The organism is Actinoallomurus sp. NPDC050550 (assembly GCF_040655075.1).
In the GTDB taxonomy this organism is placed as follows: Bacteria; Actinomycetota; Actinomycetes; order Streptosporangiales; family Streptosporangiaceae; genus Actinoallomurus.
The window spans coordinates 195,335-221,588 of sequence record NZ_JBFAJC010000001.1 but is presented as its reverse complement, the minus strand read 5'-3'; the positions used below and the strand labels follow the sequence as shown (position 1 = coordinate 221,588).

The 26,254-nt window shown below is 69.4% G+C and carries 25 protein-coding genes and 1 pseudogene; 14 read left to right on the top strand and 12 right to left on the bottom strand.

The features are described 5' to 3' along the window. Nucleotides 1-114: 114 nt before the first annotated feature. From pcaG to AB0I04_RS01015, 4 genes are read right to left on the bottom strand one after another with little or no spacing between them, the layout of a single operon-like run. Complete coding sequence (pcaG, locus tag AB0I04_RS01030) at nucleotides 115-654, bottom strand: protocatechuate 3,4-dioxygenase subunit alpha (protein WP_360876909.1); 540 nt, start codon at nucleotides 652-654, stop codon at nucleotides 115-117. Further along, the gene (gene pcaH / locus AB0I04_RS01025; RefSeq protein WP_360876906.1) at nucleotides 654-1,325 is read right to left on the bottom strand and encodes a protocatechuate 3,4-dioxygenase subunit beta; all 672 of its coding nucleotides are present in this window, start codon (nucleotides 1,323-1,325) and stop codon (nucleotides 654-656) included. The genes pcaG and pcaH overlap by 1 nt, the downstream gene beginning before the upstream one ends. Beyond that, on the bottom strand, nucleotides 1,322-1,957 hold the full coding sequence (locus tag AB0I04_RS01020; protein WP_360876903.1) for a CoA transferase subunit B: 636 nt from the start codon (nucleotides 1,955-1,957) through the stop codon (nucleotides 1,322-1,324). Before AB0I04_RS01020 ends, pcaH begins: the two co-directional genes overlap by 4 nt. Then, nucleotides 1,954-2,730: a CoA transferase subunit A gene (locus tag AB0I04_RS01015; RefSeq protein ID WP_360876901.1), complete on the bottom strand. Its 777-nt coding sequence runs from the start codon at nucleotides 2,728-2,730 to the stop codon at nucleotides 1,954-1,956. The genes AB0I04_RS01020 and AB0I04_RS01015 overlap by 4 nt, the downstream gene beginning before the upstream one ends. A gap of 209 nt (nucleotides 2,731-2,939) precedes the next feature. Here AB0I04_RS01015 and AB0I04_RS01010 point away from each other — a divergent pair, with 209 nt between their 5' ends. The 3 genes from AB0I04_RS01010 (at nucleotide 2,940) to hrpA (ending at nucleotide 9,010) form a co-directional block, all read left to right on the top strand. After that, nucleotides 2,940-3,971, top strand: coding sequence for an NAD-dependent epimerase/dehydratase family protein (locus tag AB0I04_RS01010; protein WP_360876898.1), 1,032 nt, complete (start codon nucleotides 2,940-2,942; stop codon nucleotides 3,969-3,971). Between the two features lie 251 nt (nucleotides 3,972-4,222). Then, entirely contained in the window at nucleotides 4,223-4,933 is a 711-nt protein-coding gene (gene pgeF, locus AB0I04_RS01005; protein WP_360876895.1) for a peptidoglycan editing factor PgeF, read from the top strand. Between the two features lie 210 nt (nucleotides 4,934-5,143). Further along, on the top strand, nucleotides 5,144-9,010 hold the full coding sequence (gene hrpA, locus AB0I04_RS01000) for an ATP-dependent RNA helicase HrpA (protein ID WP_360876892.1): 3,867 nt from the start codon (nucleotides 5,144-5,146) through the stop codon (nucleotides 9,008-9,010). 126 nt (nucleotides 9,011-9,136) lie between these two features. On the opposite strand, the gene AB0I04_RS00995 is transcribed toward hrpA, so the two are convergent. After that, on the bottom strand, nucleotides 9,137-10,312 hold the full coding sequence (locus AB0I04_RS00995) for a winged helix DNA-binding domain-containing protein (protein ID WP_360876889.1): 1,176 nt from the start codon (nucleotides 10,310-10,312) through the stop codon (nucleotides 9,137-9,139). Nucleotides 10,313-10,493: 181 nt separating this feature from the next. Between AB0I04_RS00995 and AB0I04_RS00990 the strand changes: the two genes are divergently transcribed. The 5 genes from AB0I04_RS00990 to AB0I04_RS00970 all read left to right on the top strand — a co-directional run bounded on the left by AB0I04_RS00990 (nucleotide 10,494) and on the right by AB0I04_RS00970 (nucleotide 15,122). Continuing rightward, entirely contained in the window at nucleotides 10,494-11,849 is a 1,356-nt protein-coding gene (locus AB0I04_RS00990) for a cytochrome ubiquinol oxidase subunit I (protein ID WP_360876886.1), read from the top strand. Beyond that, entirely contained in the window at nucleotides 11,846-12,853 is a 1,008-nt protein-coding gene (locus AB0I04_RS00985; RefSeq protein ID WP_360876883.1) for a cytochrome d ubiquinol oxidase subunit II, read from the top strand. The genes AB0I04_RS00990 and AB0I04_RS00985 overlap by 4 nt, the downstream gene beginning before the upstream one ends. 305 nt (nucleotides 12,854-13,158) lie before the next feature. Next, nucleotides 13,159-13,443, top strand: a complete 285-nt coding sequence (locus AB0I04_RS00980) for a hypothetical protein (RefSeq protein WP_360876880.1) — start codon at nucleotides 13,159-13,161, stop codon at nucleotides 13,441-13,443. Nucleotides 13,444-13,631: 188 nt separating this feature from the next. Beyond that, the gene (locus AB0I04_RS00975; RefSeq protein ID WP_360877600.1) at nucleotides 13,632-14,219 is read left to right on the top strand and encodes an RNA methyltransferase; all 588 of its coding nucleotides are present in this window, start codon (nucleotides 13,632-13,634) and stop codon (nucleotides 14,217-14,219) included. A gap of 48 nt (nucleotides 14,220-14,267) precedes the next feature. Continuing rightward, on the top strand, nucleotides 14,268-15,122 hold the full coding sequence (locus AB0I04_RS00970; RefSeq protein WP_360877597.1) for a nuclear transport factor 2 family protein: 855 nt from the start codon (nucleotides 14,268-14,270) through the stop codon (nucleotides 15,120-15,122). Between the two features lie 641 nt (nucleotides 15,123-15,763). Here the strand turns inward: AB0I04_RS00970 and AB0I04_RS00965 are convergent. Together AB0I04_RS00965 and AB0I04_RS00960 are read right to left on the bottom strand one after the other, a co-directional pair. After that, complete coding sequence (locus AB0I04_RS00965; protein WP_360876877.1) at nucleotides 15,764-16,363, bottom strand: dihydrofolate reductase family protein; 600 nt, start codon at nucleotides 16,361-16,363, stop codon at nucleotides 15,764-15,766. Between the two features lie 75 nt (nucleotides 16,364-16,438). Next, the gene (locus AB0I04_RS00960; RefSeq protein ID WP_360876875.1) at nucleotides 16,439-16,738 is read right to left on the bottom strand and encodes a hypothetical protein; all 300 of its coding nucleotides are present in this window, start codon (nucleotides 16,736-16,738) and stop codon (nucleotides 16,439-16,441) included. Nucleotides 16,739-16,925: 187 nt separating this feature from the next. Here AB0I04_RS00960 and AB0I04_RS00955 point away from each other — a divergent pair, with 187 nt between their 5' ends. Next, nucleotides 16,926-17,996 (top strand): sigma-70 family RNA polymerase sigma factor, encoded by a 1,071-nt coding sequence (locus tag AB0I04_RS00955; RefSeq protein ID WP_360876872.1) that lies wholly within the window; start codon nucleotides 16,926-16,928, stop codon nucleotides 17,994-17,996. 359 nt (nucleotides 17,997-18,355) lie between these two features. Here AB0I04_RS00955 and AB0I04_RS00950 read toward each other — a convergent pair whose 3' ends face one another. Further along, a complete protein-coding gene (locus tag AB0I04_RS00950; RefSeq protein WP_360876869.1) occupies nucleotides 18,356-18,592 on the bottom strand; it encodes a sigma factor in 237 nt (78 codons plus the stop codon). Nucleotides 18,593-18,910: 318 nt separating this feature from the next. On the opposite strand from AB0I04_RS00950, the gene AB0I04_RS00945 reads away from it, so the two are divergent. The 3 genes from AB0I04_RS00945 (at nucleotide 18,911) to AB0I04_RS00935 (ending at nucleotide 21,282) form a co-directional block, all read left to right on the top strand. Next, nucleotides 18,911-19,459: a dihydrofolate reductase family protein gene (locus AB0I04_RS00945; RefSeq protein ID WP_360876866.1), complete on the top strand. Its 549-nt coding sequence runs from the start codon at nucleotides 18,911-18,913 to the stop codon at nucleotides 19,457-19,459. 111 nt (nucleotides 19,460-19,570) lie between these two features. Then, nucleotides 19,571-20,338, top strand: a complete 768-nt coding sequence (locus AB0I04_RS00940; protein WP_360876863.1) for an alpha/beta fold hydrolase — start codon at nucleotides 19,571-19,573, stop codon at nucleotides 20,336-20,338. A 683-nt stretch (nucleotides 20,339-21,021) separates the two neighbouring features. Further along, the gene (locus AB0I04_RS00935) at nucleotides 21,022-21,282 is read left to right on the top strand and encodes a hypothetical protein (RefSeq protein WP_360876860.1); all 261 of its coding nucleotides are present in this window, start codon (nucleotides 21,022-21,024) and stop codon (nucleotides 21,280-21,282) included. 22 nt (nucleotides 21,283-21,304) lie between these two features. Here AB0I04_RS00935 and AB0I04_RS00930 read toward each other — a convergent pair whose 3' ends face one another. Next, nucleotides 21,305-21,562 (bottom strand): DUF3761 domain-containing protein, encoded by a 258-nt coding sequence (locus AB0I04_RS00930; protein WP_360876857.1) that lies wholly within the window; start codon nucleotides 21,560-21,562, stop codon nucleotides 21,305-21,307. A 212-nt stretch (nucleotides 21,563-21,774) separates the two neighbouring features. Here AB0I04_RS00930 and AB0I04_RS00925 point away from each other — a divergent pair, with 212 nt between their 5' ends. Next, the gene (locus AB0I04_RS00925) at nucleotides 21,775-22,359 is read left to right on the top strand and encodes a hypothetical protein (protein ID WP_360876854.1); all 585 of its coding nucleotides are present in this window, start codon (nucleotides 21,775-21,777) and stop codon (nucleotides 22,357-22,359) included. A gap of 21 nt (nucleotides 22,360-22,380) precedes the next feature. On the opposite strand, the gene AB0I04_RS00920 is transcribed toward AB0I04_RS00925, so the two are convergent. Continuing rightward, the gene (locus AB0I04_RS00920; protein WP_360876851.1) at nucleotides 22,381-24,390 is read right to left on the bottom strand and encodes an ABC transporter ATP-binding protein; all 2,010 of its coding nucleotides are present in this window, start codon (nucleotides 24,388-24,390) and stop codon (nucleotides 22,381-22,383) included. A 112-nt stretch (nucleotides 24,391-24,502) separates the two neighbouring features. On the opposite strand from AB0I04_RS00920, the gene AB0I04_RS00915 reads away from it, so the two are divergent. Further along, nucleotides 24,503-24,934, top strand: a complete 432-nt coding sequence (locus AB0I04_RS00915; RefSeq protein WP_360876848.1) for a nuclear transport factor 2 family protein — start codon at nucleotides 24,503-24,505, stop codon at nucleotides 24,932-24,934. Between the two features lie 21 nt (nucleotides 24,935-24,955). Here the strand turns inward: AB0I04_RS00915 and AB0I04_RS00910 are convergent. Next, nucleotides 24,956-25,393: pseudogene (locus AB0I04_RS00910) on the bottom strand (Uma2 family endonuclease); the annotation flags it as partial. A gap of 219 nt (nucleotides 25,394-25,612) precedes the next feature. Beyond that, entirely contained in the window at nucleotides 25,613-26,230 is a 618-nt protein-coding gene (locus tag AB0I04_RS00905) for a TetR/AcrR family transcriptional regulator (protein ID WP_360876845.1), read from the bottom strand. Nucleotides 26,231-26,254 lie beyond the last annotated feature (24 nt).

Here is a 26,254-nt window from a genome sequence, read left to right as displayed (position 1 = left end):
AGCTACGCACCGGATCGGTCGAGGAAAACCTCTGGGAGGCCTCCTCCGCTCACGGGTGCGCGTCGGATCGGTCGGCGAAGAACCGCGCCCGGACACCGTCCCCCCCTCCGCGGATCAGCCGCCGAAGTACCGCTCGAAGAAGACCGTCTCCCGTTCCCCGCGCAGGTGCACGTCGAAACGGTAGGACCGGTCGCCCTCCCGTACCGCGACCAGCGTGTCACGACGGTCCGGCGGCACCGCGGACAGGACCGGGTCCGTGGCGTTGCCCGGCTCGTCGGGGAAGTAGACGCGGGTCGCCACCGGTTTGAGCAGGCCCCGGGCGAAGACCAGCATCGCGATGTGCGGGGCCGGGCCGCCCGGCTTCACCGTGGAGAACCAGTAGTTCCCGGCCGCGTCCGTCCCGCAGCGGCCGAACCCGGAGAAGTCGTTACCGGCCCGCCGCAGCGCGCCGCCGCCGCGCGGCACGTCGCCGTCGGCGTCGGCCTGCCAGATCTCCACCAACCCATCCGGCAGCGGCTCGCCGGCGCCGTCCAGGATCCGGCCGCGGATCCGGATCGCGCCCGGGTGCCACTCCGGGACGACGTACGGGCCATCGGCGTACGGGAGGGCGTAGCCGAAGAACGGGCCGACGGTCTGCGACGGGGTGGTGGTCATTACGCCTCCATCGGGGTCGCGCCGAGGACGATGTCCCACTGGTAGCCCAGGGCCCACTCCGGCACGGTCGTGTCCATGTCGAGCCGGGAGATCAGGCGCTCCCGGTCCTTCTCGCCGGGGATCGACTGGAAGATCGGGTCGTAGGCGAAGAGCGGGTCGCCGGGGAAGTACATCTGGGTGATCAGCCGCTGGGTGAACGCCGTACCGAACACCGAGAAGTGGATGTGCGCGGGTCGCCAGGCGTTGTGGTGGTTCCGCCACGGGTAGGCACCCGGCTTGATCGTGACGAAGCGGTACCGGCCGTCGGCGTCGGTGAGGCAGCGGCCCGCGCCGGTGAAGTTCGGGTCGAGCGGCGCCGGGTGCTGGTCGCGGAGGTGGACGTACCGGCCGGCGGCGTTGGTCTGCCAGATCTCCACCAGCGCACCCGGCACCGGACGTCCGCCGGAGTCGAGGACCCGGCCGGTCACGATGATCCGCTCCCCCAGCGGCTCGCCGGAGTGCTGCTTGGTCAGGTCGTCGTCGAGGAGGCCGAACTCCTCATGGCCGAAGACCGGGCCGGCCAGCTCGATGGCGTCGGGTCCGTACTTCGGCATCACCAGTGGCCGCGCCGGCGCCCGCAGCGGCGTGCTCCCGTACGGCGGGTAAAGGTACGGCGGGTTCGGGTCGGTCATCGGGGCGCTCCGATCGGTGGTTCGGTCCGGGCGCGGATCTCCTGCTCGCTCACGCCCGGTGCGGTCTCGACCAGGACCAGTCCTTCAGGGGTGACGTCCAGGACGCCGAGGTCGGTGATGATCCGTTGCACGCATGCCGCACCCGTCAGCGGCAGCGAGCACTCCTTGACGACCTTGGGGCTGCCGTCCTTGGCGGTGTGCTCCATCACCACGATCACCCGGCGGGCGCCGTGGACCAGGTCCATCGCGCCGCCCATCCCCTTGATCATTTTCCCGGGGACGGCCCAGTTGGCCAGGTCGCCGCGCGCGGACACCTGCATGGCGCCGAGCACGGCCACGTCCACGTGTCCGCCGCGGATCATCCCGAACGACAACGCCGAGTCGAAGAAGGAGGCCCCGGGCCGGACCGTCACGGTCTCCTTGCCCGCGTTGATCAGGTCGGGGTCGACCGCGTCCTCGGCCGGGTACGGCCCGACGCCCAGAACGCCGTTCTCCGAGTGGACGACGACGTCGATGCCCGCGGGCAGATGCCCGGGGATGAGCGTCGGCAGCCCGATGCCCAGATTGACGTACATCCCGTCGGTCAGCTCCGCCGCCGCCCGAACGGCGATCTCATCCCTGCTCCAGCTCAACGTCGACTCCTGCTCAATCGTCGCTCGGCGGTGACCGTGCGCTTCTCGATCGGTTTGTCGGCCGCCTGTTCGGGGGTCAGCGCGACGACGCGCCGGACGAAGATGCCCGGCAGGTGCACCTCGTCCGGGTCGAGGAAGTCGACCAGCTCCTCGACCTCGGCGATCGCGGTCGTGGCGGCCATGGCGCACAGCGGATTGAAGTTGCGGGCGGCCTTGTCGAACACCAGGTTGCCGTGGCGATCCCCGCGGGTGGCACGGACGAGGGCGAAGTCGGTGCGGACGCTCTCCTCCAGGACGTACTCGCGGCCGCCGAACTCACGGACCTCCTTCGGCGGGGAGGCCACCACGACCTCGCCGTCCGGTCCGTACCGCCACGGCAGTCCGCCTTCCGCGACGAGCGTGCCCACGCCCGCCGGGGTGTAGAACGCCGGGATCCCGCACCCGCCCGCGCGCAGCCGCTCGGACAGTGTGCCCTGCGGCACCAGTTCGAGTTCGATCTGCCCGGTCAGGTACCGGCGGGCCAGTTCCTTGTTCTCTCCGATGTACGAGCCCATCGTCCGCGTGATCCGGCCGGCGTCCAGCAGACGCCCCAGACCGCGCCCGATGGTGCCGCAGTTGTTCGAGACGATCGACAGCCCCGAGCTCCCCCGCTCGAGCAGCGCGTCGATCAAGACGAGCGGAACGCCGCACAGCCCGAATCCGCCGACCGCGATCGACGCGCCGTCGCCGATGTCCGCGACCGCCTCCGCCGCCGTGGGAAGCACCTTGTCCATGTCCCTACCCTGCCAATCGCCACCGGCACGGCCGCGACCGGCCTTCCGCTCAGCGGAAGCCCGAGATCCACGGACGCCGTCCGCTCCCGAAGAGGCACCTCCGGGAACGAGCCCCGTGGATCCCCGGACACCTTTCGCCCGCAGCGAATTCCGTCCGCCCCGGGAGAACATCGCACCGACGCGCCGTCAACGGCCGACAGGATTCGATCATGCGACTTCTCCTACTCGGCGGTTCGGTGTTTCTGGGCCGCGCGTTCGTTTCGGAGGCGCTCCGGCGAGGTGATCGGGTGACCACCTTCAACCGCGGGCGGAGCGGTACCGACGTGCCGGGCGCCGAGATCGTCCGAGGCGACCGGGAGAACGACGACGACCTGCGCCGGCTGGTCGAGGGGCGGCGCTGGGACGCCGTCATCGACACCTGCGGGTACGTCCCTCAGGTCGTCGGGCGATCGGCGAGAGCCCTGTCGGGCCACGCTGACGCCTACCTGTTCGTCTCGTCCGTCCACGCCTACGCCGACTGGCCGGAGCGCCGGGTGGACGAGGGCTCCGCGCTGCGCCCCTGCCAGCCCGGCGCCGGTCCGGACGCCGATGTCCCGTACAACGCGCTCAAGGCCGGCTCTGAACGCGCCGTCGAGACCGGCTTCGACGGCCGGGTCCTCATCCTCAACCCCGGCCTGATCACGGGGCCGCGTGAACAGGTGCCGCGGCTGACCTGGTGGCTGACGCGGATCGCTTCCGGCGGACCCGTCCTCGCGCCCGGCGACCCCGGCCGGGCGATGCAGCTGATCGACGCCCGCGACATCGCGGCGTTCGGCCTGGACCGGCTGGCGTCCGGAACGACCGGCCGTTTCCTGGTGAGCGGGGTTCCCGGCAACACCTCCTTCGGCGCGCTGCTGGACGAGTGCGTCCGCGTCACCGGCGCGGACGCCGCACCGGTCTGGGTGGACGACGCGTTCCTGCTCGAGCAGGGCGTGGCGGAATGGACCGAGCTGCCGATGTGGGCGCCGCACGGCCCCGAAATGGCGGGCGTCTGGCTACCGTCCTCGGACAAGGCGCTCCGGGCCGGGCTGCGCTGCCGCCCGGTCGCCGAGACCGTCCGCGACACGTGGGCCTGGATCCGGGACGAGAACGTCACCGCCGACCGGGCCGCCGAGCGCGGCCAGGGCGTCGACCGCGAGAAGGAGCGCCGGATCCTCACCGTCTGGGCGGCGGCACGCGGATCCGGCGCAGGCACCGGCTGAGGCACCACCTCGACCTGTACGACCTGTGGGGCCGCTATCCACAGGTCTTCGTGTCCGGGGAGCAGATCTTGACCTCGGGGAAGCCCGGCGACGGCTTGTCCAGCAGCGGTTGCGACCGGTGGCGCAGGTGCAGGTCGAAGAAGGCGCCGACGGAGGTACGGGCGATCTGCAGGGCTTCAACGCATGCCGGAGCGCGGCCGAGGGGATGAGCCGCTTGGTACCGTCGGACCGGCAGTGAGGAGGAGCGCCTGATGCAGCTGGCCGACGGTGTGGGTGCCGTCATCACCGACCGGTCCGGCGGGACGAGTTCCGCGCCGTACGACTCGCGCAACCTGGGCGGCGCGGCCGGGGACGATCCCGCCGCGGTCCGGGAGAACCGCGCCAAGACCGCCGCCGAGCTCGGCGTCGAGCAGGTCGTCTACATGCGCCAGGTGCACAGCCCCGACGTCCGGTACGTCACCGGGCCGTTCGGGGACGATCCGCCCGGTCTCGACGGCGTCTGCACGGACGTGCCGGGCCTGGCGCTGGCGGTGCTCGTCGCCGACTGCGCGCCGGTGGTCGTGGCCGACCCGGGGGCGCGGCTGGTCGGCGGCGCCCACGCCGGGCGCGCCGGCACGGCCGCCGGGGTCGTTCCCGCGCTGGTCGAGGCGATGGCGGCGCGGGGCGCCGATCCGGCCCGGATGGTGGCGCTGATCGGCCCGAACGCCTGCGGTGCCTGCTACGAGGTGTCGGCCGAGCTGCGCGACGAGGTCGCCGCCGTGCTGCCCGCCGCCTGGTCGACCACCCGCCAGGGCACCCCCGCGCTCGACATCAGGGCGGGGATCACCGCCCAGCTCACCGCGGCCGGTGTGACCGACGTGCGCCACGACGACCGGTGCACCATCGAGAGCCCCGAGCTGTACTCCTACCGCCGGGAGGGCCGTACCGGCCGGTTCGCCGCCTTCGTCTGGCTTGAAGCGTGAGCCCCGGGTTGTACCGATTCGTCTGGCCGGAGGCCTGAGGCCACGTCCGCTCGGCGAACCGGAACAGATCATGACGAGTCAGCGTTGGAACGGTCGCGCTCGTCCGCCGGTCTGAGGCCACGGAAATCGAGTGGCGCCGGGCCCGACGATCGGGCACGGTGGACGCCGGTGGGTGGCCTGTCCGACCGCCTGCCTATCCTTCCGCTTGCGATGGGATCTTCGATTACCGACCTGCATACCCGCCTGCCCGAGCTGATGCTGCGTGACCGGCATCGGCTGCGTCGTCGTCTCGACGGGCTGCGCAAGGTGCGCGCCGCCGAGGCCCGCGAGAAGATCCTCACGGAGGTCGCCGCGGAGATCGAGGCGGCCGAGAGGCGTGTCGCGCGGCGCCGCGAGGCGCTGCCGCAGGTGACCTATCCCGAGGCGCTGCCGGTCAGCCGGAAGAAGGACGAGATCCTCAAGGCGATCGCGGAGCACCAGGTGGTCATCGTCGCCGGTGAGACCGGGTCGGGCAAGACGACCCAGCTGCCGAAGATCTGCCTGGAGCTCGGCCGGGGCGTCAAGGGCCTGATCGGGCACACCCAGCCACGCCGGCTGGCCGCCCGTACGGTGGCCGACCGGATCGCCGAGGAGCTGGGCACGGAGCTGGGCGAGACCGTCGGCTATCAGGTGCGTTTCACCGACCACTCCGGTGAGGACACCCTGGTCAAGCTGATGACCGACGGCATCCTGCTGACGGAGCTCGCCCGGGACCGGATGCTGCGCCGCTACGACACGCTGATCATCGACGAGGCGCACGAGCGCAGCCTGAACATCGACTTCATCCTCGGCTATCTGAAACACCTGCTGCCCAGGCGCCCCGACCTCAAGGTGATCATCACCTCGGCGACGATCGACCCGGAGCGCTTCTCGAAGCACTTCGACGAGGCGCCGATCATCGAGGTGTCCGGCCGCACCTACCCGGTCGAGGTGCGCTACCGCCCGATGGAGGAGGACGACGACCAGGTCCAGGCGATCCTCGACGCCGTGGACGAGCTGGCCCTCGAGTCGCCGGGTGACGTCCTGGTGTTCCTGTCGGGCGAACGGGAGATCCGCGACACCGCCGACGCCCTGGAGAAGCGGAAGCTGAAGAACACCGAGGTGCTGCCGCTGTTCGCCCGGTTGTCGACGGCCGAGCAGCACCGGGTCTTCCAGTCGCACCGCGGCCGGCGCATCGTCCTGTCCACCAACGTCGCGGAGACGTCGCTGACCGTCCCGGGCATCAAGTACGTCATCGACCCGGGCACCGCCCGCATCTCCCGGTACAGCCACCGTACGAAGGTGCAGCGGTTGCCGATCGAGCCGATCTCGCAGGCGTCGGCCAACCAGCGCAAGGGCCGCTGCGGGCGCGTCTCCGAGGGCATCTGTATCCGGCTGTACTCCGAGGAGGACTTCCTCGCCCGCCCGGAGTTCACCGACGCGGAGATCCTGCGCACCAACCTCGCCTCGGTCATCCTGCAGATGACCGACCTCGGCCTCGGGGACATCCAGGAATTCCCCTTCATCGACCCGCCGGACCGCCGCAACGTCAAGGACGGCGTGAACCTCCTGCAGGAGCTCGGCGCGCTGGACGGCGACCGGCTGACGCAGATGGGCCGCAAACTGGCACAGCTCCCGGTCGACCCGCGGCTGGCCCGCATGGTCCTGGAGGCCGACCGGAACGGCTGCGCGCACGAGGTCATGGTGATCGCGGCCGCCCTGTCCATCCAGGACCCGCGCGAGCGCCCGGCGGAGAACCGGGCCGCCGCCGACCAGCAGCACGCCCGGTTCGCCGACAAGGAGTCGGACTTCCTGGCGTACGTCAACCTGTGGAACTACCTGCGGGACCGGCAGAAGGAGCTGTCCGGCAACCAGTTCCGCAGGTTGTGCAAGCAGGAGTACCTCCACTACCTGCGCATCCGCGAGTGGCAGGACATCCACGGCCAGCTGCGGCAGGTCGGCAAGGACCTCGGCGTCACGCTGAACACCACGCCCGCCGATCCGCAGCGCGTGCACATCTCGCTGCTGGCGGGTCTGCTGTCGCACATCGGCCTGCTCGACACCGAGAAGAAGACCGGCGGCAAGGACGACGCCCGGCGCGGTCCCCGCGAATACCTCGGCGCCCGCAATGCCCGGTTCGCCGTCTTCCCCGGTTCGGCGCTGGCCAAGCGGCCGCCGCGCTGGGTGATGGCCGCGGAGCTGGTCGAGACCTCCCGGCTGTGGGCGCGCATCGCCGCCAAGATCGAACCGGAGTGGGTCGAGCCGCTCGCCGGCCACCTCGTCAAGCTCACTCACAGCGAGCCGCACTGGGAGAAGAACCAGGGCGCCGTGATGGCGTACGAGAAGGTGACGCTGTACGGCGTGCCGATCGTGGCGCAGCGGAAAGTGAACTACGCGAAGATCGACCCGGAGCTGTGCCGGGAGTTGTTCATCCGCCACGCCCTGGTCGAGGGCGACTGGGACACCCACCACCGGTTCCTGCGCGACAACCGCCGGCTGCTCGACGAGGTCGAGGAGCTCGAGCACCGGGCACGGCGCCGGGACATCGTCGTCGACGACGAGACGCTGTTCGAGTTCTACGACGAGCGCGTCCCGTCCGACGTGGTCTCGGCCCGGCACTTCGACGGCTGGTGGAAGAAGGCCCGCCACGACGATCCCGAACTGCTGAACTTCTCCACCTCGATGCTGGTCAACGACGCCGCCGGCGAGGTGACCCAGGAGGACTATCCCGACGCCTGGCAGGCCGACGGACACCGGTTCCGGCTGTCGTACCAGTTCGAGCCGGGCACGGACGCCGACGGCGTGACCGTGCACATCCCGCTGCCGGTGCTCAACCAGGTCGGCGGCGAGGATTTCGCCTGGCAGATCCCCGGGCTGCGGCAGGACCTGGTGACCGAGCTCATCCGGTCACTGCCCAAGCAGCTGCGCGTCAACTTCGTCCCCGCGCCGAACGTCGCCCGCGAGGTCATCGCCCGGATCACGCCGGGGTCGGGCCCGCTGCTGGACGCGCTGGAGCGCGAGCTGCGCGCGATGACCGGCGTGGACGTCCCCCGCGAGGCGTGGGACCTGTCCCGCGTCCCGGACCACCTGAAGATCACCTACCGGGTGACGGACCGGAAACGCACCCTGGCGGAGGGCAAGGACCTCACCGAGCTGAAACGCCGGCTCGCGCCCAAGGTGTCGGCGACGCTGTCCAAGGCCGCCGACGACATCGAGCGCACGGGGCTGCGGACCTGGGACGTCGGCACGCTCCCGCGCGTATACGAGCAGGGCCGAGTCAAGGCGTACCCGGCGCTGACGGACGAGGGCGAGAGCGTGGCCGTGCGCACGTACGCCACCGAGGCCGAGCAGCAGCGGGCGATGTGGCGCGGCACCCGCCGGCTGGTCCTGCTGAACAGCCCCTCACCGGTGAAGTACCTGCAGAGCAAACTGAACAACCAGGCCAAACTGGTGCTCAGCCACAATCCGCACGGCAGCGTCGCGGCCCTGCTGGACGACTGCGTCGCCTGCGCCGCCGACCACCTGATCACCGACGGCGGCGGCCCGGCCTGGGACGAGGCGGGCTTCCGGCGGCTCACCGACCACGTACGGACCGACCTCACCGACACCGCCGCCGACGTGCTCGCCCACGTCCAGCGCATCCTGGCCACCGCACACGAGATCGAACGCCGGCTGAAGAGCACGAACAGCCCCACGCTGATCCCTGCGCTGACCGACGTACGGGCGCAGCTAAGCCGGCTGGTCTTCCCCGGCTTCGTCACCGCCACCGGCCGCCGGCGGCTGCCCGACGTCCTCCGCTACCTGCGGGCCGTCGAACGCCGCCTCGACAAGCTGCCCGACGACCCGTACGGCGACCGCCAGCGGATGCAGCGGATCCAGCAGGTCGAGGCCGCCTACATCCGGGCCCGCGACGCCCGGCCGGGCAACGCCGAGATCCGGCAGGTCCGCTGGATGCTCGAGGAACTACGGGTGAGCCTCTTCGCCCAGCAATTCGGCACCGCCTACCCCGTCTCGGAGAAGCGCATCCTCAAGGCCCTGGACCAGGCCGCCGGCGCATAACGCACCGGCTCGTGGAACGCGTCCGCACGGCCCTGGACCGGGCCACCGGCGCATAACGCACCGGATCGTGCGTCGGCGGAACGCGTCCGCTCGGCGCTGGACCGGGCCGCGTCATCGCCGCTCGGGTCAGGCGACCAGCTCGGCCTCCACCGGGGAGCGGCCCCGGGCGCGCGGCGCGATGCGGACCGGTCCCAGCCAGGAGGTGAGCCGGGCGGCCTCGGCCGCCACGGCGGAGGCCGCCTCCGTGCCGGTGTCCTCCAGGATCCGGTAGACGACCTCGCCGTCCGCGCGCTGCGCCCAGCCGCCGACGACCCGCCCGTCGCACCAGACCGTGGGGCCGGCGTTGCCGGTGCGGTCGAACAGCAGCGGGCCGTGCTCCCCGAGGTACCAGTCGCGCCCGGCCCAGCCCATGACCGTCGGGTCGAGGGCGGGCAGCAGGGCGACCCACGGCCCGGGGTCGTCGACCGGGTCCACGTCGTCGGCCAGGACGTATCCGTCCTCGCCGCCGAGATCGACCTTCTCGACGTCGATCCCTCCCAGGGCCTTCCTGACCTGGGTGAGGGTGAGGCCGGTCCACCATTTGAGGTCGGCGGCGGTGCCCGGCCCGTACGCGCCGAGCCACCGGCGGATCAGCTCCACCCGCGCCTCGTCCGTGGGGATGTCCGGCAGGCCGTCGGGCAGCCACGCCTCGATCGGCGACCAGCTGAACTGGCTGCTCGTCCATGACCCGCGCGGCCGGCCCCGGATGACCCGGCCCTCGGCGGCCAGGCCGAGCAGGACCCGGTTGGCGATGGTCGGCCGGGCCTCGTACGCCTTGCCCTCCCCGAGCAGGATCCGTTCCTTGAGCCGCGGCACGTCGGCGGACAGGTCGGCGGTGAACGCCTCGCCACGGGCCCGCAGCGCCGCGATGGTGGCCTCCTCCACCTCGCGGAGCCAGGCGTCGTCCCCCAGCCCCACCTGCTCGATGAACTGAACCGTCTTCCTGCGCTCGCGCCGGGCCACGTCATTGGAGCACGCCGCCTGGACGACCGGGGCCAGCTCGGCCTGGACGGTGAAGACGGTCCGCCGCATGGCGAGCATCCGCAGCAGCAGGCGATCGTCGTACAGCGCCTTCTCGACGGGGCCGACGTCGGGAACGCGCATCCGGGCCGCCGCCGCGAGGTGCACCGACGCCGGGTCGGTCCCGTGCAGAGCCACCAGCGCACGGGTGACGTCGATGATGGTGTCCGCCGGATCCGCCAGATGGTGCCGTGCCCCGAGGCGCGCCCGGCGCTCCTCGGCCTTGATCGCCCGTATGGTCACCCGCCGATTATGACCGAATCCGGAATCCACCGGGAACCCGTGAGAACGTGCGTGGGACCCCTCTGCCTGGGTAAACGAAGCGGATGTCGCGTCCGTACGCGCCGACGCTCGATCGGCGCCGGTCCGTGTGGCCGACCCGGGGGGTCGGCGATGAACAGAGACACCAGGTGAGGAGCCGCTCATGCTCGCACTGCCGGCGGTCGCGGCGACCCCGGGCGATCTGATGGCGGCCCGGGAGCAGATGGCGTTCTCCCTCGGCTGGCACATCATCCTCGCCTGCTTCGGGGTGGGCATGCCCGCGTTCACCGTGTTCGCCGAGTGGCGGGGGCGCCGTACGGGCAACGAGGACTACATCCGGCTCGCGCACCGCTGGGCGAAGGTCATGGGCGTGCTGTTCGCCGTCGGCGCCGTCTCCGGGACGATCCTCTCCTTCGAGATGGGCCTGCTGTGGCCCGGCCTGATGAGCACGTACGGCCAGGTGCTGGGCCTACCGTTCGCCCTGGAGGGGTTCGCGTTCTTCATCGAGGCGATCTTCGTCGGCATCTACCTGTACGCGTGGGACCGGCTGCCGCCGCGCGCGCACGTGCTGGCCGGCCTGCCGGTCTGCGTGGCGGGGGTGCTGTCGGCGGTCTTCGTCGTGTCGGCGAACGCCTGGATGAACCAGCCGCGCGGCTTCGACCTGGCGGACGGGAAGGTCACCCACGTACGGCCGTGGGCGGCGATGTTCAATCCCGCCATGCCGCGGCAGGTCCTCCACATGGTCCTGGCCGCCTTCATGGTCGCCGGCTTCGGCATCGCGAGCGTGTACGCCGTCGGGCTGCTGCGCGGCCGGCGGGATCGTTATCACCGCATCGGTTTCCTGCTGCCGTTCACCGCCGCCGCGATCGTCGCGCCCGTGCAGGTGGTGGTCGGTGACTCGATGGCGAGGTTCCTGGCGACCAACCAGAAGCCCAAGCTCGCCGCGATCGAGGGCCTGAACCACACCGGATCGCACGTCCCCCTGTCGATCGGCGGCGCGTACGTCGATGGGGAGATGCGGTACGCCATCCGTGTCCCGGACGCGCTGTCCCTCCTCGTCGGCTACCGGCCCGGCACGGTCGTCCAGGGCCTGGACAAGGTGCCGGTCGCCGACCGGCCGCCGGTCAACCCGGTCCACCTCGGTTTCCAGGCGATGGTGGCGATCGGGTTCGGGCTGGTCCTGCTCGGCGCCTGGCTGGCGTTCACGTGGTGGCGGCGCCGGGACCTGCCGCGTTCCCGCTGGTTCCTGCGGTTTTCGGCGATCTCGGGGGTGGCGGCGGTCGTCGCGCTGGAGGCCGGCTGGGTCACGACCGAGGTGGGCCGGCAGCCCTGGATCGTCTGGCAGCACCAGCGCACCGCGGACGCCGTCAACCCGGCGCCGGGGCTCTGGGTCGGGCTGGTCGCGGTGCTCGCCGTCTACGCCGTGCTGACGGTGGCGGCCGTCTACGTCCTGAACCGGCTGCGGGTGCAGCCGGTCACCGCGCCCCAGGAGGGCTGGGCCGAGGAGTACACCCCGTGACCGCCGCGCAGGCCCTGCTCGTCCTGGCCTGGGCGGGGATCACGATGTACGCGCTGCTGGGCGGCGCCGACTTCGGCGGGGGCTTCTGGGACGCCCTGGCGGGCGGGCCGCGGCACGGCTTCGCCCAGCGCCGCCTCATCGAGCACGCGATCGGACCGGTCTGGGAGGCCAACCACGTATGGCTGGTCTTCGTCATCGTGATGTTCTGGACCTGCTTCCCGACGGTCTTCGCGTCGGTGGCCTCCACGCTGTACATCCCGCTGACCCTGATCGCGTTCGGCATCATCGCGCGGGGATCGGCGTTCGCGTTCCGCAAGGCCAGCACGGAGCTGTGGCAACTGCGGCTGTTCGGCGGCGCCTTCGCGCTGTCCTCCGTCCTGACACCCTTCTTCCTCGGAACGGTCGCGGGCGCGGTGGCGTCCGGGCGCGTCCCGGTCGGCCTGGCCCGGGGAGACCTGATCGGCAGTTGGTGGAACCCGACCTCGATCCTCGGCGGCGTGCTGGCCGTCGGCGCCACGGCGTACCTCGCGGCGGTCTACCTCACCGGCGACGCCCGCCGGCACCGTGAGGAGGAACTCGCGGACGCCTTCCGCCGACGCGGGATCGTCACGGCGGTGGTCACCGGCTGCATCGCGATCGGCGGCATCTTCGTCCTCCGCCATGACGCACCCGGCCTGTACGACGGCCTGACCGGCCGGGCCCTCCCGGTGGTCGTCCTGTCCGCGGTCGCCGGCGTCGCGTCGCTGGCGCTGCTCGTCGCCCGGCGGTTCGCCGTCGCCCGTGTCACCGCCGCCACCGCCGTCGCCGCCGTGATCTGGGGCTGGCCGGTCGCGCAGTACCCCGTCCTCCTGCCGCCGCACGTCACCATTGCCGACGCCGCCGCCCAGCCCACCGTCCTGCACGCCACGCTGGCCTCGGTCCTCGTCGGGCTGGCGCTCCTGGTGCCGTCGCTGGTCTGGCTGTTCGCTCTCTTCCAGCAGGGCAGGGAGGCCGAGCCGGAGTGAGCCCCCGCCCCACGACCGCGTCGCGGGGACGGTCATGAACACACTCCATGGTCGGTGGGACGCGCGGTGGCCGCTCGATACGGAGTCATCCTCACGGGCACCGTCGCGACCGGCACGTCCGCCCTCGCCCAGCCGGCGGGGACGCCCGAGACGGCCGTAACCGTGGCTGCGACCGACGGAGCGAGCCCGGCCCCCTCGGCCGCGCGCCGACCGATGCACCCCTTCAAGTACAAGCACGTCAAAAACTCAGCAAGAAGTGCGGCACGAAGACCGTGGCCGAGGCACGTGGGAAAGGCCCCGTCACCTTGACCGTGACGGGGAGCCGGAGCATCAGTAACACCCATTCCTCCACGGTCGGCGTCGATGTCGAAGGTCTGTCGGCCGCCGTCGGGTTCGACGTGACCAGGACGAAGACGTGGATGGTGTCCGCTTCGTACGTCGTCCCGCGGGGCAAGTACGGCACCCTGCGGGCGCACCCGCTCTACAACAGGAAATCGTTCAAGGCTTACTGGAAGGTCGGCGGCGGGTACGCGGGCAAGGGCATCGCGTACCAGGTGATCGGCATCTGTTACACGCATTCCGCGAGGTAGCACCGTGCGGTCGCCCTTCCCGAGAATCTCCCTCGGCCAGGGCGGCCCCGCCGCGGCTCGGCGCATGGACCGAGCCGCGGCGGACGCCTTCTATGCTCGGCCTCATGACGTCTGAGGTCGTGACGCAGCCCGGCGTGGGCGCACAACCCGAGATCGAGCCGGAGACAGGAACGGGTCCCGAACCCGGGATGGGCCCGCATCCGCTGCCCTGGCCCGACGATCCCCGGTTCGACCCGGCGCTGCTTTCGGAAGGCGACCGCCGCAACGTCGTCGACGAATACCGCTACTGGAGCAACGAGGCGATCGTCGCCGACCTCGACGCCCGCCGGCACCCCTTCCACGTGGCGATCGAGAACTGGCAGCACGACTTCAACATCGGCGCGGTCGTCCGGAACGCCAACGCGTTCCTCGCCGCGGAGGTGCACATCGTCGGCCGCCGGCGCTGGAACCGCCGCGGCGCCATGGTCACCGACCGGTACCAGCACGTACGTCACCATCCGACGACGAGCGACCTGGTGACGTGGTGCGGGGAGCGCGATCTCCCGATCATCGGGATCGACAACCTGCCCGGGTCCCGGCCGATCCAGACCGCCGAGGTGCCCCGCGCGTGCCTCATGCTGTTCGGCCAGGAGGGCCCCGGCCTGTCAGAGGAGGCGCGGGAGGCCGCCGACGTGGTCCTGCACATCCCCCAGTTCGGCTCGACGCGCTCCATCAACGCGGGTGTGGCCAGCGGCGTCGCGATGTACGAGTGGATCCGGCGATACGCCACGCCCTGACGCGAGTCCAGGCTGTGACGATCGGCACTCTCACGAGAGGGAACGACACTGGACAGGGAACAGGCCGTCGCACTCCTGCACCGCCTGCACACGGCGCAGAACGCGTTCTACGGCGGAGGCGACGCCGCGGCGCTGCGGGAGATCCTCACGGAGGACATCGCCTGGCACGTGCCCGGGAACAACGCGATCGCCGGCGACCACCACGGCGTCGAGGCGGTGCTCGCCTACTTCCGCAGGCGCCGGGAGCTCGCCGATCGGAGCTTCCGGATGCACACCCGCGACGTGCTCAGCGGCGACGGCGAGTGGATCACCGCGCTCACCGACGGCACCGCGACGATCGCCGGGGAGGAGCACACCTGGTCGACCGTAGGCCTGTATCGCGTACGGGACGGCCGGATCGCCGGCTGCCGGATGCTCCCCCACGACCAGGCCGCCTTCGACGCGATCTGGGCGCACCGGAGCCCGCCCGCGGACGCCGGCGCGGTGCCGGTGTCGGTGTACCACGCCCGGATCCGTCCGCGGCACTGCGACGCCCAGGGAGTACTCCACGCCACCCGGTACTACGAGTACTTCGAGGACGCGTTCCTCGGCTGGCTCGACGACCATGTCGGTGGTTACCAGGCGCTTCGCGCGGCAGGCGCCGATCTCGTCGTGGTCGCCAGCGGCTGCGAGCACCGTCGTGGCCCCCAGCTGGACGACCCCGTCTCGATCGAGGTCCGCCCGACCGGCGCCGGGCGGAGCTCATTGGCCGTGTCGTTCGTTCTCCGGCGCGATGACGACGTGTCGGCGAGGGGCCACATCACCTACGTCGCCGTCTCCGATGGCGCCTCGGTGCCGCTGCCCGCCGGACTCCGCGCGATCGTACGGGCCGTGCCGCCCATCCGGCGGCGCCAGGAGCCCTGACGGAACCTCGGCCGCCGGCGCGGAAGACCACCGGTGCGTCGCGGCGGCTGGTACCTCCTCTCCGGGCCGTTGCGGCAATTCAGCTATGCGATTTTCGATACGCTCCCGATACACCCGATCCCCGGCATCAAAGAACTTGGGCGAGCCGGCAGTGGGATGGCCCCGCCGCCGATGATCGCGACAGCCCGGCTACAGCGACATGTTCACCCCGCCCCAACCGACTTCCCGCAGAAGCTCCGGGGTCAATACGCGTCGCCAAGCTGGCCGTACGCTCCTCCGCCCGTTCGGCGTCGGGAAGAACGGCCTCCTCTACCTCGACTGGATTCCTGCCCGGAAGCAACCAGGCGAGCCGTGGCCTCCGGGCTCATCGCACCGCTCCCATACGCGGGGAGGGCACGCGCTCAACCGCACCGCGGTCTTGGCCTCCGCGTTGTCCGTGCATGCCCTCGGCGAACTGCTGCACTGTACGGGAACGGTGCGGGCGATGGGCTCGACATCAACACCGAGTGGGTCTCGTTCTTGACCTACGATGGCTCCGCGATCCCATCAACCCGCCCGCCACCAAGCTTCTCCCCGAATTCCGTCAAACGGGGGACGCTACTTCATCACCGACGAACGCGAATTCGGCACGTCTACAGCCGTCAGCCTTGCACGAACTCGTAGGTGTAGAACACCAGACCGTCACCCATCTTTCGAGTGTCGACCAGGTGCAGCGGCTTCTTGTCGCTGGTCTCGTCGAAGATACGCAGCCCGGATCCCAGCACGACCGGGAAGACTGCCAGCCGCAGTTCATCAGCCAAGTTGTGTTCTATCAGTGTGCGCACGAGCTGATAGCTGCCGTAGACCAGGATTTCCCCGTCCACTTTCCGCTTCAGCTCCGAAACCTCTTTCACCGCATCGCCGCCCAGGACCGTGGCGTTGCTCCACTGAGGACCCTCGAGAGTCGACGACACGATGTACTTGGGGAGGCTTCTCACTCTGTTCGCCCATTCGGGGCTTACGCGGCCTTCCGCTTCATTGCGCGCAGTCATCCGGTCCGCGAACCACTCACTGGTCCGCCCGCCCAGCAGTAGCGCCTCGGCATCCAGCGCTTCCTGCGTCTCGCGGGCGACCCAGTCTTCGAGGTCGTTGGCCCCCACGTACTGGTGGAACCAGCCGCCCCGCTCGAAGCCCTCCTCGCCGTCCGGGTCCTGGACCACGCCATCGAGTGTGACATTCGAGGTGATGACGATCTTTCCCATTTCCGTACTCCTTTGACAATGTTGTCGGTCATTACCGGTCTCGACGGTGCGCCGTCGATGCGGTCATGGCGTCGCTCACGAGGCGGCGGTTTCCATCACGGGGCCGACCTCGACCCCACCGCCGACCCGCATCACCGGGCAGTCCTTGGCCAGCGCGAGCGCGGAGTCCATGTCCTCGGCGGACACCACCGAGTAGGCGACCATCCGGGAGCCGCTGCCGCCGACCTCGCCGATCGAGGCGTACTCGGTCACCGCGTTGCCGACGTCCACCAGGGCCGAGCCCAGCCCGCCGAACCAGGCCTGCCACTCGGCCGGCGTCCCGGCGTTGGGCCGGTAGTCAGAGGGCACACGGAAGGAGAAAACGTAGTTGGCCATGATCTGTGGTCCTGTTCTGTGTCCGGGGCCGCGCCCCGGGCTGGGACCGCCTCCAATCAGGTAGACGCCGGCGCGGCCATGAATTGGGCGCGCAGACACCGCCCAATCCGTGGGCCCGACGGCGTCAGTATCAGTAAGCAAGCCGAACGCGGCGCTGCGGAAAGAAGAAAAGCGAGGATGCATGCCGATGGAGATGCAGGCGACGGATCTGATCGCTCGAGCTCGAGCCGGCGACCACGACGCGTTCCGCGACCTGGTCCAAGGCCACTCCCACGAGTTGCAGGTGCACTGCTACCGCATCCTCGGGTCACTGCAGGACGCCGAGGACGCACTCCAGGAGACCCTCGTGTCCGCCTGGCGTAACCTCGGCGAGTTCGGCCAGCGGTCCACGCTGCGGACCTGGCTGTATCAGATCGCGACCAATCGGTGCCTGGACATGTTGCGCGCCAACAGCCGACGCCCCCGCATCGCCCCCACCCTGCCCGAAGCCACCCTGCCCGAACCCACCGGCGCCGGCGACGCCCCGCCCTGGCTGGAGCCCTACCCCGACGTCCTGCTCGACCACCTCGTCGACCAGCGCCCCGGACCGCAGACCCGCTACGAGACCACCGAAGCCATCTCCCTCGCCTTCATCACCGCCCTGCAACTGCTGCCCCCACGCCAACGCGCCGCGCTCGTCCTGCGCGACGTCCTGGGCTACCACGCCGCCGAAGTCGCCCAGATGCTCGGCACCACCCAGGAAGCCGTAAACAGCGCCCTCAAACGCGCCCGCGCCACCGTCGACAACCACCTCGCCGACGACGGCAGCACCGGCAGCCGCAGCGGCGGCAGCAGCGGCACCGGCAGCCGCAGGCCCGCACGCCAACCCGACACCGCCGCCGAACACCGGCTCGTCGCCCGCCTCACCGACGCCCTGGAACGCGCCGACCTGGACGCCCTGATCGACCTGCTCGTCACCGACGTGAGACTCTCCATGCCCCCCGCCATGCTGGAATACCGCGGCATCGAATCAGCCCAGCGCCTCTTCGCCGCCGTCGTCTTCCGCCCCGGCTGCACCTACCGCGTGATACCCACCCGCGCCAACGGCCAGCCCGCCTTCGGCCTGTACCTGGCAGACCCCCACACCGGCGTCTACCGCGCCTACACCCTCCTGGTCATCACCACCGCCGGCGACCACATCACCGCCATCACCGGCTTCCACAACACCAACGTCATGACGCGCTTCGGACTACCCCGAACCCTCCCCGAAACAGAGTGACAGACTTCTGGGGGGCGCCACGCCGTGGCGTCTGTTCACTGGGGTATCGATTGATCGGGTAGACACCCAGCCTTGCTCCGGCAGCGGCGCCACGGCTACGCCGCAGTCCTTCACCAGTCTGGTTGTCCGGACCGTACCGGCTTCGGCAGCGCTGCTTCCCGCCCTCCGCGGCGTCTCCCAGGTCAGACTGCGCCGCCTCTACCGGGCTGCAGCGACAGACCGGCGGCGAAGGTCTCTCACCCCCACTCGAAATCACAGCGCGTCACGACGCAAACGCAAAGCGGGCTAGATCCACCTTTCGTTTGCCGTCGACCCCACCGATGGTGCGGGCCGGGGCATGCAGATTTGCAGGAGGCGTATCAGATCGGGGTGCCCATGGCTGCGCGCAGGTCCGGTGGGGCGGAGACGTTAGGCACATCCCACTCCTTGACCGGGCGTCGGCTCGCTGAGCGACGCGCGTTGAGGCAGCGTCTGGTCGCTATCCGGTAGAGCCACGTGCGGATCGAGGCGCGCTCGTCGTACCCCGTGAGACCCTGCCAGGCGGCGAGCAGCGTTTCTTGCACTGCGTCCTCGGCGTCCTGAAACGATCCGAGCATGCGGTAACAGTGCACCTGCGACTCCCACCGATATTGCTCGGTCAACTCTCGGAACGCGTCGCTCTCGCCTGCACGTGCTCGGACCGTGAATTCGCCGTTCGCCACTACGCCTCCTGAACCTGAGTACCTGCCTTCTTCATGTATAGACACCGGCAGTGCCGAAAACCGGTCGGCCCGAGACGGCCAGTTTCCTGCGAACTCGGTGTCTATACATTCGCCACCGATTGGCGAGCAGTCAGTGTCGGGCACCGAACCCCGGCGCGGCCGCGATCCACCCCGCAATCGGCTACCCGGTTCGATCAAGGAAGGAGCGAGGTTATGCGGAAGGTGATCGAGTACGTTCTGGCCTCGGCGGATGGCGTCACCGAAGACCCCGTGGCTATGGGGGTCGGCAACTACCAGGATGAAGCCTACCTGCGGGATGGCCTCGGTCTACTCGAGTCGTGCGACGCCCTGTTGTTGGGCCGCAGCAGCTATGAAGCCTTCGCCAACCTGTACGGCGGCGGCGGTACTCACAAGCCGATGTGGGCCGACCGGCTCAACGAAATCCCGAAGTACGTGTTCAGTTCCACGCTGGACAAGGCCGACTGGGGCGACCCCACCATCATCCGAGGCGACGCCGTCGCCGAAGTGGCACAACTCAAGCAGCAGGACGGAAGAAACCTGCTCATTCTCGGCCACGGCCGGTTCGGAGAAGCATTGCTCCGCGAACGGCTAATCGACGTGATCGACCTCACTATCTATCCCTTGTTGGTAGGCAAAGGACAGCAGCACTACTTCCGCGCCGGGCAGGTCGCCGCATTGAAACTCACAGCTGTGAAGGCTTTCTCGCAGGTTGTCAAGCTGACCTACGAGGTGCAGCGATAACAGACCGGCAAGCCGCGATCTCCCACTGTGCCGGTTCCCACCAGCAGCATCAGCCTAATCGTGAACTCGGCTGCCAACCCCAACACTTCGACCAGAGAAAGAAAATCGACAATGACGACATCACCGGTTTCACCCGAGGTCTCGAAAAAGAGCGTGACTTTCGTGCTGGTACACGGAGCCTTTCAGACCGGAGCGACGTGGGATCACGTCGCAACCGTACTGCGCCGCCACGGGCACACGGTGCACACGCCTACGCTCGCCGGACACGGCCCTGGAGAGCCCATGAACCTCACCCACGCCGACGGGGTCGCTTCACTCGTGGGATATCTACGCGACCACACACTCGACGACGTTGTGCTGGTGGGCCACTCGATCGCAGGCAGTTTCATCGCCAAAGCCGCCGAACAACTCCCCGACCGAATCAAACGATTGGTATTTCTCAGTTCTCTCACCGTGTCCGACGGGAACTCACTGGCCGACGAGTTTCCGCCCGAAACGAGCGCCGCCTTCGGCATGGCAGACCCGACACAGGGGATCCTGCTCCCATTCGAGGTGATTCGGGAGCGCGCCTGCAACGACATGGAGTTGGCCGACGCGGAAGCGCTGTACGCCGCATTGACGCCGGTACCCGTCGCGTTCTTCACCGACAAGCTCGATCTCACCACCTTCTATCAGCTGCTCGGCAGCGGACAGATCAAGACCAGCTACGTCAATCCGGTCAATGACATCGCCTTTCCACCGGGGGAATACGGCTGGGAGAAAAGGGCAGAGCGGCTCGGCCCACTGTGCAGAATCCTCCAGACGCAGGGCGCTCATTACGCGATGACCACCCAGCCTGCCGAACTCGCAGACACCTTGGTCCAGGCCGGATGCGACTGAGAACACCGCCACGGGCATAGTACAAATGCCGCACAGCCCGGCCGGGCCATCCACCCAGGGCTTCGGCAAAGTCAGCTGAGCGGTGGTAGTGAGGGGAACGACTCGCCGGGCTGAGCTGGGGTGATGGTGATCAGCTGGGTGCGGGCACGGCCGTGAGGTGATCATGCGGTTTCCACACCAGCTTGATCGCTTCGAGGCACCATGCCCGCATTGTCATCTTCGCCAATCGATCCTGCGCTTGCCCACCTGGTCGGTGTTGCCGCCGCCGGCCCACCGATGGGCGAGTGTCGGGTGGGTGAGCTGCGGTCGGCGCTGGTCGGGGTGCCGGATCCGCGATCGCGGCGTGGCCAGCTGCGTCTTTAAGCCGTGGCTGAAAGACGGTGAAAAACGACTCGCGACGTAATGTTCTGGAGGCTCGATGGCCATTCGTCGAACGCGGGAGAAGGAAGCCCATGCTCAAGCCGCACCGTCTGACGTACATCGCCGCCGTCGTGGCCGGCTCCGCCGTCCTCCTTGTAGGCAGGGCTTCGGCCGACGCCCCGATCCACAAACCCGCAGCCCGTACAGAGGTGCCGAAAGCCGTTTCCCCAGCGACAGCGCGATGCTCGAAGGACGGCGACGCTTGGGACTGCCACAACGACCGGACAACGTGGGATCCGCAAGAGAGTAAATGGTCCACGCCAGTGTTCTGCCACGCGCGTGAGGACTGGAGCGATCTCTGCGGCTGGCTGGTCAGTGACCCGAGCTGGTTCTCCTACCGCTGCTACGGGGGGACGGTCACGAACGGCCCCGAGAGCGGAAGCTACTCGGCATGGCTTAACACCGAGGCGGACTACACGAAGGTCGGATCCAATGGCCCGTGGGGGTGGGTGAGCGACGCCTGGATCAGCGACGACACCACGAACGTTCCGGGCGAATGGCCGCAGTGTGACATCTACACATAGCCGACGGTCATTCGAACGTCGCTCACAGCCAGCGTGCGACGCCGCGATGGTGCGAGCAGGTTCCTTGGCGGTGCTGAGAGTAGGAGAGCGTGCCGTCGTTGCAGACGGCCGTAGCTCCTGAGGGGTTAGCGGGCGTATCAGTCGGTATTCCCGAGGTTCCGCCATTATTGACATTATTCACATACACGGTCACGGGGGTTTTTGCGTTCACAAAAGTCCCGATTTTGGGGCGGATCTCGGTGATGGTCCAGAGGTACGCCTCGTTAGCCGAGTCCTGCATGATGTCGTGCCCGTGCCCGTGCGAGTCGAGGGCGGCGAGAACGTTGAAGCAAAGCAGGTTCCCTGCGTCGTTGAGCGCCGAGTTGAGGTCTGAGCCGACTGCGTTCTTCGGGACCTCGGCTGGCCATTTGTGGTCACTGGGGTAAGGGCGGCTGGCTCGCCCTTACCCCCTCGCTCTTGGCAGTCGGCGGCGTTACCGCGGCTACGCTCCTGATGAAAGACGCCGGCGCCGGCGGTGATCCGAACTCCAAGATTTCCTCGTCGTCTACCGCTTCCACCCCCCGTGCCACCGCCTCGGCAAACGTTCCTCGTGGTGTCGGGCCCGCGACCGGTGTAGCCATCAATGCAGAGCCGTATTGCACGATCCAATCAAACTACACTGGCGGCTACCTTGGAGCCATCGCGGGTGGGGGCCTACTAACAGGTGCGCTACAACTCGGCACCCCGGTTCCCGACGCATGGGAGCGGTTCAAACTCGTTTCCGAGCCCACCGACGACCCGCCCGCCGTTTACTATGCAATTCAAACAGTAAACGGGAATTTCATCACAGTTGTCGGCGGCGACGCACCGGCTGGCGAAATGCACATCGACGGAACAGTCGCCTCCGGCTGGGAAGAGCTTGAATTTGTACCGGTCAACGAGAAAGGACTGTACGCAATCCGCACTCGGTACGGCTATTACCTGTCCGGCGTGAACGGCGGAGGCAGCCTCCCCGGCGATCCTGTCAGCACCACATCCAAGATCGACCCCCGAGGGGTCTGGCGCATCACCTGTGGCCTCTCAGAAGCACAGTCGTGATCGCTGCCCGAGCCACACCGCCTAGAACGGGGAGGCCTCGGCCGCCGGCGTGGGCGCCGGGACCGGTGGGCCGTCCTGCAGCCGGTAGGCCTGGGCCTGCAGGTCGTACAGTTCGCTGAAGATGCCGCCCGCCGCGAGGAGCTCCGCGGGCGGTCCCTCCTCGACGACCCGGCCGCGGTCGAGCACGTAGACCTGGTCGGCGTGGCGGACGCTGGCGAGCCGGTGGGTGATGAGCAGCACCGTACGGCCGTCGGCATGGCCGCGGATCCGGTCGAACAGGGCGTGTTCGGCGCGGGCGTCCAGGGCGGCGGTGGGCTCGTCGCAGATGAGGAGCGGAGCGTCCCGGTAGAACCCGCGCGCGACGGCGATGCGCTGCCACTGCCCACCCGACAGCTCGTGGCCGTCCTTGAAGCGCCGGTCGAGCAGCGTCCGGTATCCGTGGGAAAGCGGCTCGATGACCTCGTCCGCGCCGGCGGCCCGCGCCGCCTCGACGATGAGAGAGTCGTCGGGAACGCGGCCCATCGCGATGTTGTGCCGCGCCGTCATCGGCCAGTGCGTGTAATCCTGCGGGATCATCGCGATGCTCTCGCGCAGGCGTTCGAGGTCGACCTCGGACAGACGGGTCGCGTCCCAGCGCACCTCGCCGTCGTCCGGGTGGTACAGACCCGCGAGGATCTTCGCGAGCGTGGTCTTGCCCGAGCCGTTCTCGCCGACGAGGGCGACGACCTGGCCCGCGCGGATCCGCACCGAGATCCCGCGCAGGCTCGGCTCGTCGGCGCCCGGATAGGTGAACCAGACGTCCTCCGCGGTGATGACGTCGAAGGTCACCGGTGCCGCCACGTGACGTCCTTCGGGGACGCGGCGCTCGGCCTCGGCGCAGAAGTCGAGATAGTCGGCGAAGTAAAGGCCGGACTCGTAGCACTGGTTGACCGCGTACAGCAGCGAGGCAAGGGAGGTCTTACCGGTGCGGATCGCCAGGACCGCGGTGCCCGCGACGGCGAGGGGCACCGCTCCGGTGGCGAGCAGCGCGCCGAGGGCGACGTAGACCCCGCCGCTCGCGACGCCGCCGGCGATCTCCCCGAGCACCCGTGCGACCGTCTGGCGGCGGGCGAGCGCGACGTGGACCGCGCACTCGTCGGCGGCGAGGCGGTCGTGTTCGCGACCGAGGAAGCCACGCATCGTGAAGGCCCGGATCTCCGCCGCGGAGTCCCGGTCGGCCATCAGGTCCGCGAGCACCCACTTGCGGCGGCGGAGCGGGGACAGAGTGAAGATGGTCAGGTAGCGCATGCGGGCCACGCGCGCCGCGGCCCAGCCGTCGGGCACCGCCGTGAGCAGCAGCAAGGGCAGGAGCACCGGGTGGAGGACGCCGAGCGCGCCGGCCGCCGCCGTCAGTCCGACGACGCCGGTGAGGATGTCGATCGCCTCCTGGACCACCGCCGACGCCTCGTACAGGCCACGGTCGCGGGCCCGGTGCATCGCGTCGTGGAAGTCCGTGTCGTCGAACGCCGTCAGATCCACCCGCGTGGTGAGCTCGAACAGCCGGGTCTCGACCATGCGGTTGACCTTCGGCTTCAGCCGGGCCTGCGCCCATCCGGCCCCCGCCTGCAGCCCCGAGCGCAGCGCCGCCGCACCGGCGACGAGCGCCAGTGACGGCAGGGCCGCCCGCACTCGGTCGGGTGTCGCACCGCCGGCGAACAGGGCCGTCAGCACACCGGCCGTCGCCAGCAGGCCGTACGCGGTGAAGACCCCGGCGGCGAGGTTGAGCAGGACGGTCACGACCGTGTCGAACCGGCTCGCCCGCCAGGCGAGACGGATCGCCGCGCCGACCAGCGTGGGCAGGCGGCGGCTCATGCCCGCCAGGCTCGTGGCGGCCAGCTCTCCGATGTGCGCCTGCCAGGGCATCGCGGCCATCTCCCCGACGACGGCGCCTTCTTCCGGGCTCCCCTCCTCTCCGACGGTCGGGTCCTGCGGCTCGTCCGGGCCCCTTCCGGCGGGCTCACGGCCGATCGTCTTCGTCGTACGACGTCGCATCGCGCCTCCCCCAGTGAACGCCGACGGCAGTGTCCCTCTGCGCGTGGGTGATCACGGATCGTAGGGCGATTCCGGTATTGATCGTCCGTTTGGCGAGATGGATGATCCGGGGGTGGACGTTCAGGAGATCGCCGACCGGCTGGAGATCGGCGAGTTGCTCGCCCGCTATGTGCGCGCCGTGGACGGCGGCGAGTGGGCATTACTCGACTCGGTCTTCACCGAGGACGCGATCATCGACTTCTCCGCGTCGGGCGGCGTCCGCGGCGACCGGGAAGCGATCAAGCGCTGGCTCGCCGAGGTCCTTGCCGCCTGGCCCGGCCGTCAGCACCTGATCGGGGCGGTGACGATGTCGGTCGACGGCGATGAGGCGCGGGTCAGCGCGTCGTTCGCCGACACCCTGGCCCCGTCACGGTCGACGATCGCCGCGACCGAGCCCGGATTCATCCGTGGCGGAGGTTGGTACCACCACCGGCTGATCCGCACACCCGACGGCTGGCGCAGCCGCGAACTCATCCAGGAACAGTCCTGGCGCACGTTCGCCTGACGCTGCCGACAGGGTCGCCGATCAGGCGGTGAGCGCCGCGGTGTCGAGCGTGAGCTTCCACGGCTCCGGCAGATCGATCGGCCGGCCCAGGACGACATCGGTCTCCTGCTGGTAGCCGCCGTCGCTCGGCTGGGACAGGAGCCGGACCTTCCGCGCGAAGACGTCGACGACCAGGCAGAGCGGCACCCCGCCCGCGGCGTACCGCCGTGGCTTGACCTGGTGGTCGTCGGTCACGCTGCTCTCGGAGACGACCTCGACGACGAGGAGCACCTGGTCGGCGTGGATGTGATCTTTCGCCCACATCTTCGGCTCGGCGGGCACGACGGTCAGATCCGGCCGGTACCGATCGCGCTGCGGCCCGAGGAAGAGCGTGATGTCGTTCCAGATCCGCCAGCCCTGGCTCTGCATGACGGTGAAAAGCTGGACGGTCAGTCGGTAGACGATGTCGTTGTGCTGCCCGGTCGACCCCGGGACTCACAACGATCCGACCGTTGACGAGTTCCACCCGGTGCCGGGGCAGCATGGCGCAGACTGCCGGAAACGCGGTTGAAATGTCATGACCTCGGACCGTGGGTACTTCAAGGCCCTGTCCGGCCATCAACGCATCACCCGCCAAGCAATGGAAACGTAAAGTGCGTATTCAATGACTCAACGTAGCGCAACCGCGCAGTGGCCGACTCAGGAATTCGCCGCAGGGCTGGCGAGGCCGGTCCAGGTGAGGTCCATCAGGTGGTCGGCGGCCTCTTCGGGGGTGACCTCGGGGTTGCGGGCCAGCCAGAGGGCCGTGCGCTCGCAGGCGCCGATCATGCTCTCGGCGTAGGCCTCGAGGGCCCGGCGGGGGCGGTCCGGGAGGTGGGCGGCCAGGAGCCCGACCATCATCTCGCTCTGCTGCCGGCGTATCGCCTCGATCTCCTCGGCCGCGCTCCTCATGAGGACCGGCTCCTGCAGGAGGACGAGCCACGCCCGGCGATGGGCCCCGTTGAACCGGAAGTAGGCGATGTAGCCGCGCCGCATCACCTCCTCCGGCGAGCCTGCCGCACCGACCGCCTGCTCGGTGGTCTCCCGAAGCTCACCGCGGGCCCGCCGGATCACGCCGAGCAGCAGGCCCTCCTTGGAACCGAAGTACTCGTACAGCATCGGCTTGGACAGCCCGACGCGCTCGGCGATCTCCTCCATCGAGACGGCGCCGTAGCCGCGCTCGGCGAACACCTCCTCGGCGACGTCGAGCATCTGCTGCTCACGGTCGGCGCGGGACATCCTCGGGCGACGCGTCCGCACGGACTCGTTGGAGATCACGTGTGAACTCTATCTCACGACCTA

Bases quoted from the DNA above. Each gene is read 5' to 3' on its own strand.
- pcaG (WP_360876909.1), bottom strand. From the start codon at position 654: ATGACCACCACCCCGTCGCAGACCGTCGGCCCGTTCTTCGGCTACGCC.
- pcaH (WP_360876906.1), bottom strand. From the start codon at position 1,325: ATGACCGACCCGAACCCGCCGTACCTTTACCCGCCGTACGGGAGCACG.
- AB0I04_RS01015 (WP_360876901.1), bottom strand. From the start codon at position 2,730: ATGGACAAGGTGCTTCCCACGGCGGCGGAGGCGGTCGCGGACATCGGC.
- AB0I04_RS01010 (WP_360876898.1), top strand. From the start codon at position 2,940: ATGCGACTTCTCCTACTCGGCGGTTCGGTGTTTCTGGGCCGCGCGTTC.
- pgeF (WP_360876895.1), top strand. From the start codon at position 4,223: ATGCAGCTGGCCGACGGTGTGGGTGCCGTCATCACCGACCGGTCCGGC.
- hrpA (WP_360876892.1), top strand. From the start codon at position 5,144: ATGGGATCTTCGATTACCGACCTGCATACCCGCCTGCCCGAGCTGATG.
- AB0I04_RS00990 (WP_360876886.1), top strand. From the start codon at position 10,494: ATGCTCGCACTGCCGGCGGTCGCGGCGACCCCGGGCGATCTGATGGCG.
- AB0I04_RS00975 (WP_360877600.1), top strand. From the start codon at position 13,632: ATGGGCCCGCATCCGCTGCCCTGGCCCGACGATCCCCGGTTCGACCCG.
- AB0I04_RS00965 (WP_360876877.1), bottom strand. From the start codon at position 16,363: ATGGGAAAGATCGTCATCACCTCGAATGTCACACTCGATGGCGTGGTC.
- AB0I04_RS00960 (WP_360876875.1), bottom strand. From the start codon at position 16,738: ATGGCCAACTACGTTTTCTCCTTCCGTGTGCCCTCTGACTACCGGCCC.
- AB0I04_RS00955 (WP_360876872.1), top strand. From the start codon at position 16,926: ATGGAGATGCAGGCGACGGATCTGATCGCTCGAGCTCGAGCCGGCGAC.
- AB0I04_RS00950 (WP_360876869.1), bottom strand. From the start codon at position 18,592: ATGCTCGGATCGTTTCAGGACGCCGAGGACGCAGTGCAAGAAACGCTG.
- AB0I04_RS00945 (WP_360876866.1), top strand. From the start codon at position 18,911: ATGCGGAAGGTGATCGAGTACGTTCTGGCCTCGGCGGATGGCGTCACC.
- AB0I04_RS00940 (WP_360876863.1), top strand. From the start codon at position 19,571: ATGACGACATCACCGGTTTCACCCGAGGTCTCGAAAAAGAGCGTGACT.
- AB0I04_RS00930 (WP_360876857.1), bottom strand. From the start codon at position 21,562: ATGCAGGACTCGGCTAACGAGGCGTACCTCTGGACCATCACCGAGATC.
- AB0I04_RS00925 (WP_360876854.1), top strand. From the start codon at position 21,775: ATGAAAGACGCCGGCGCCGGCGGTGATCCGAACTCCAAGATTTCCTCG.
- AB0I04_RS00920 (WP_360876851.1), bottom strand. From the start codon at position 24,390: ATGCGACGTCGTACGACGAAGACGATCGGCCGTGAGCCCGCCGGAAGG.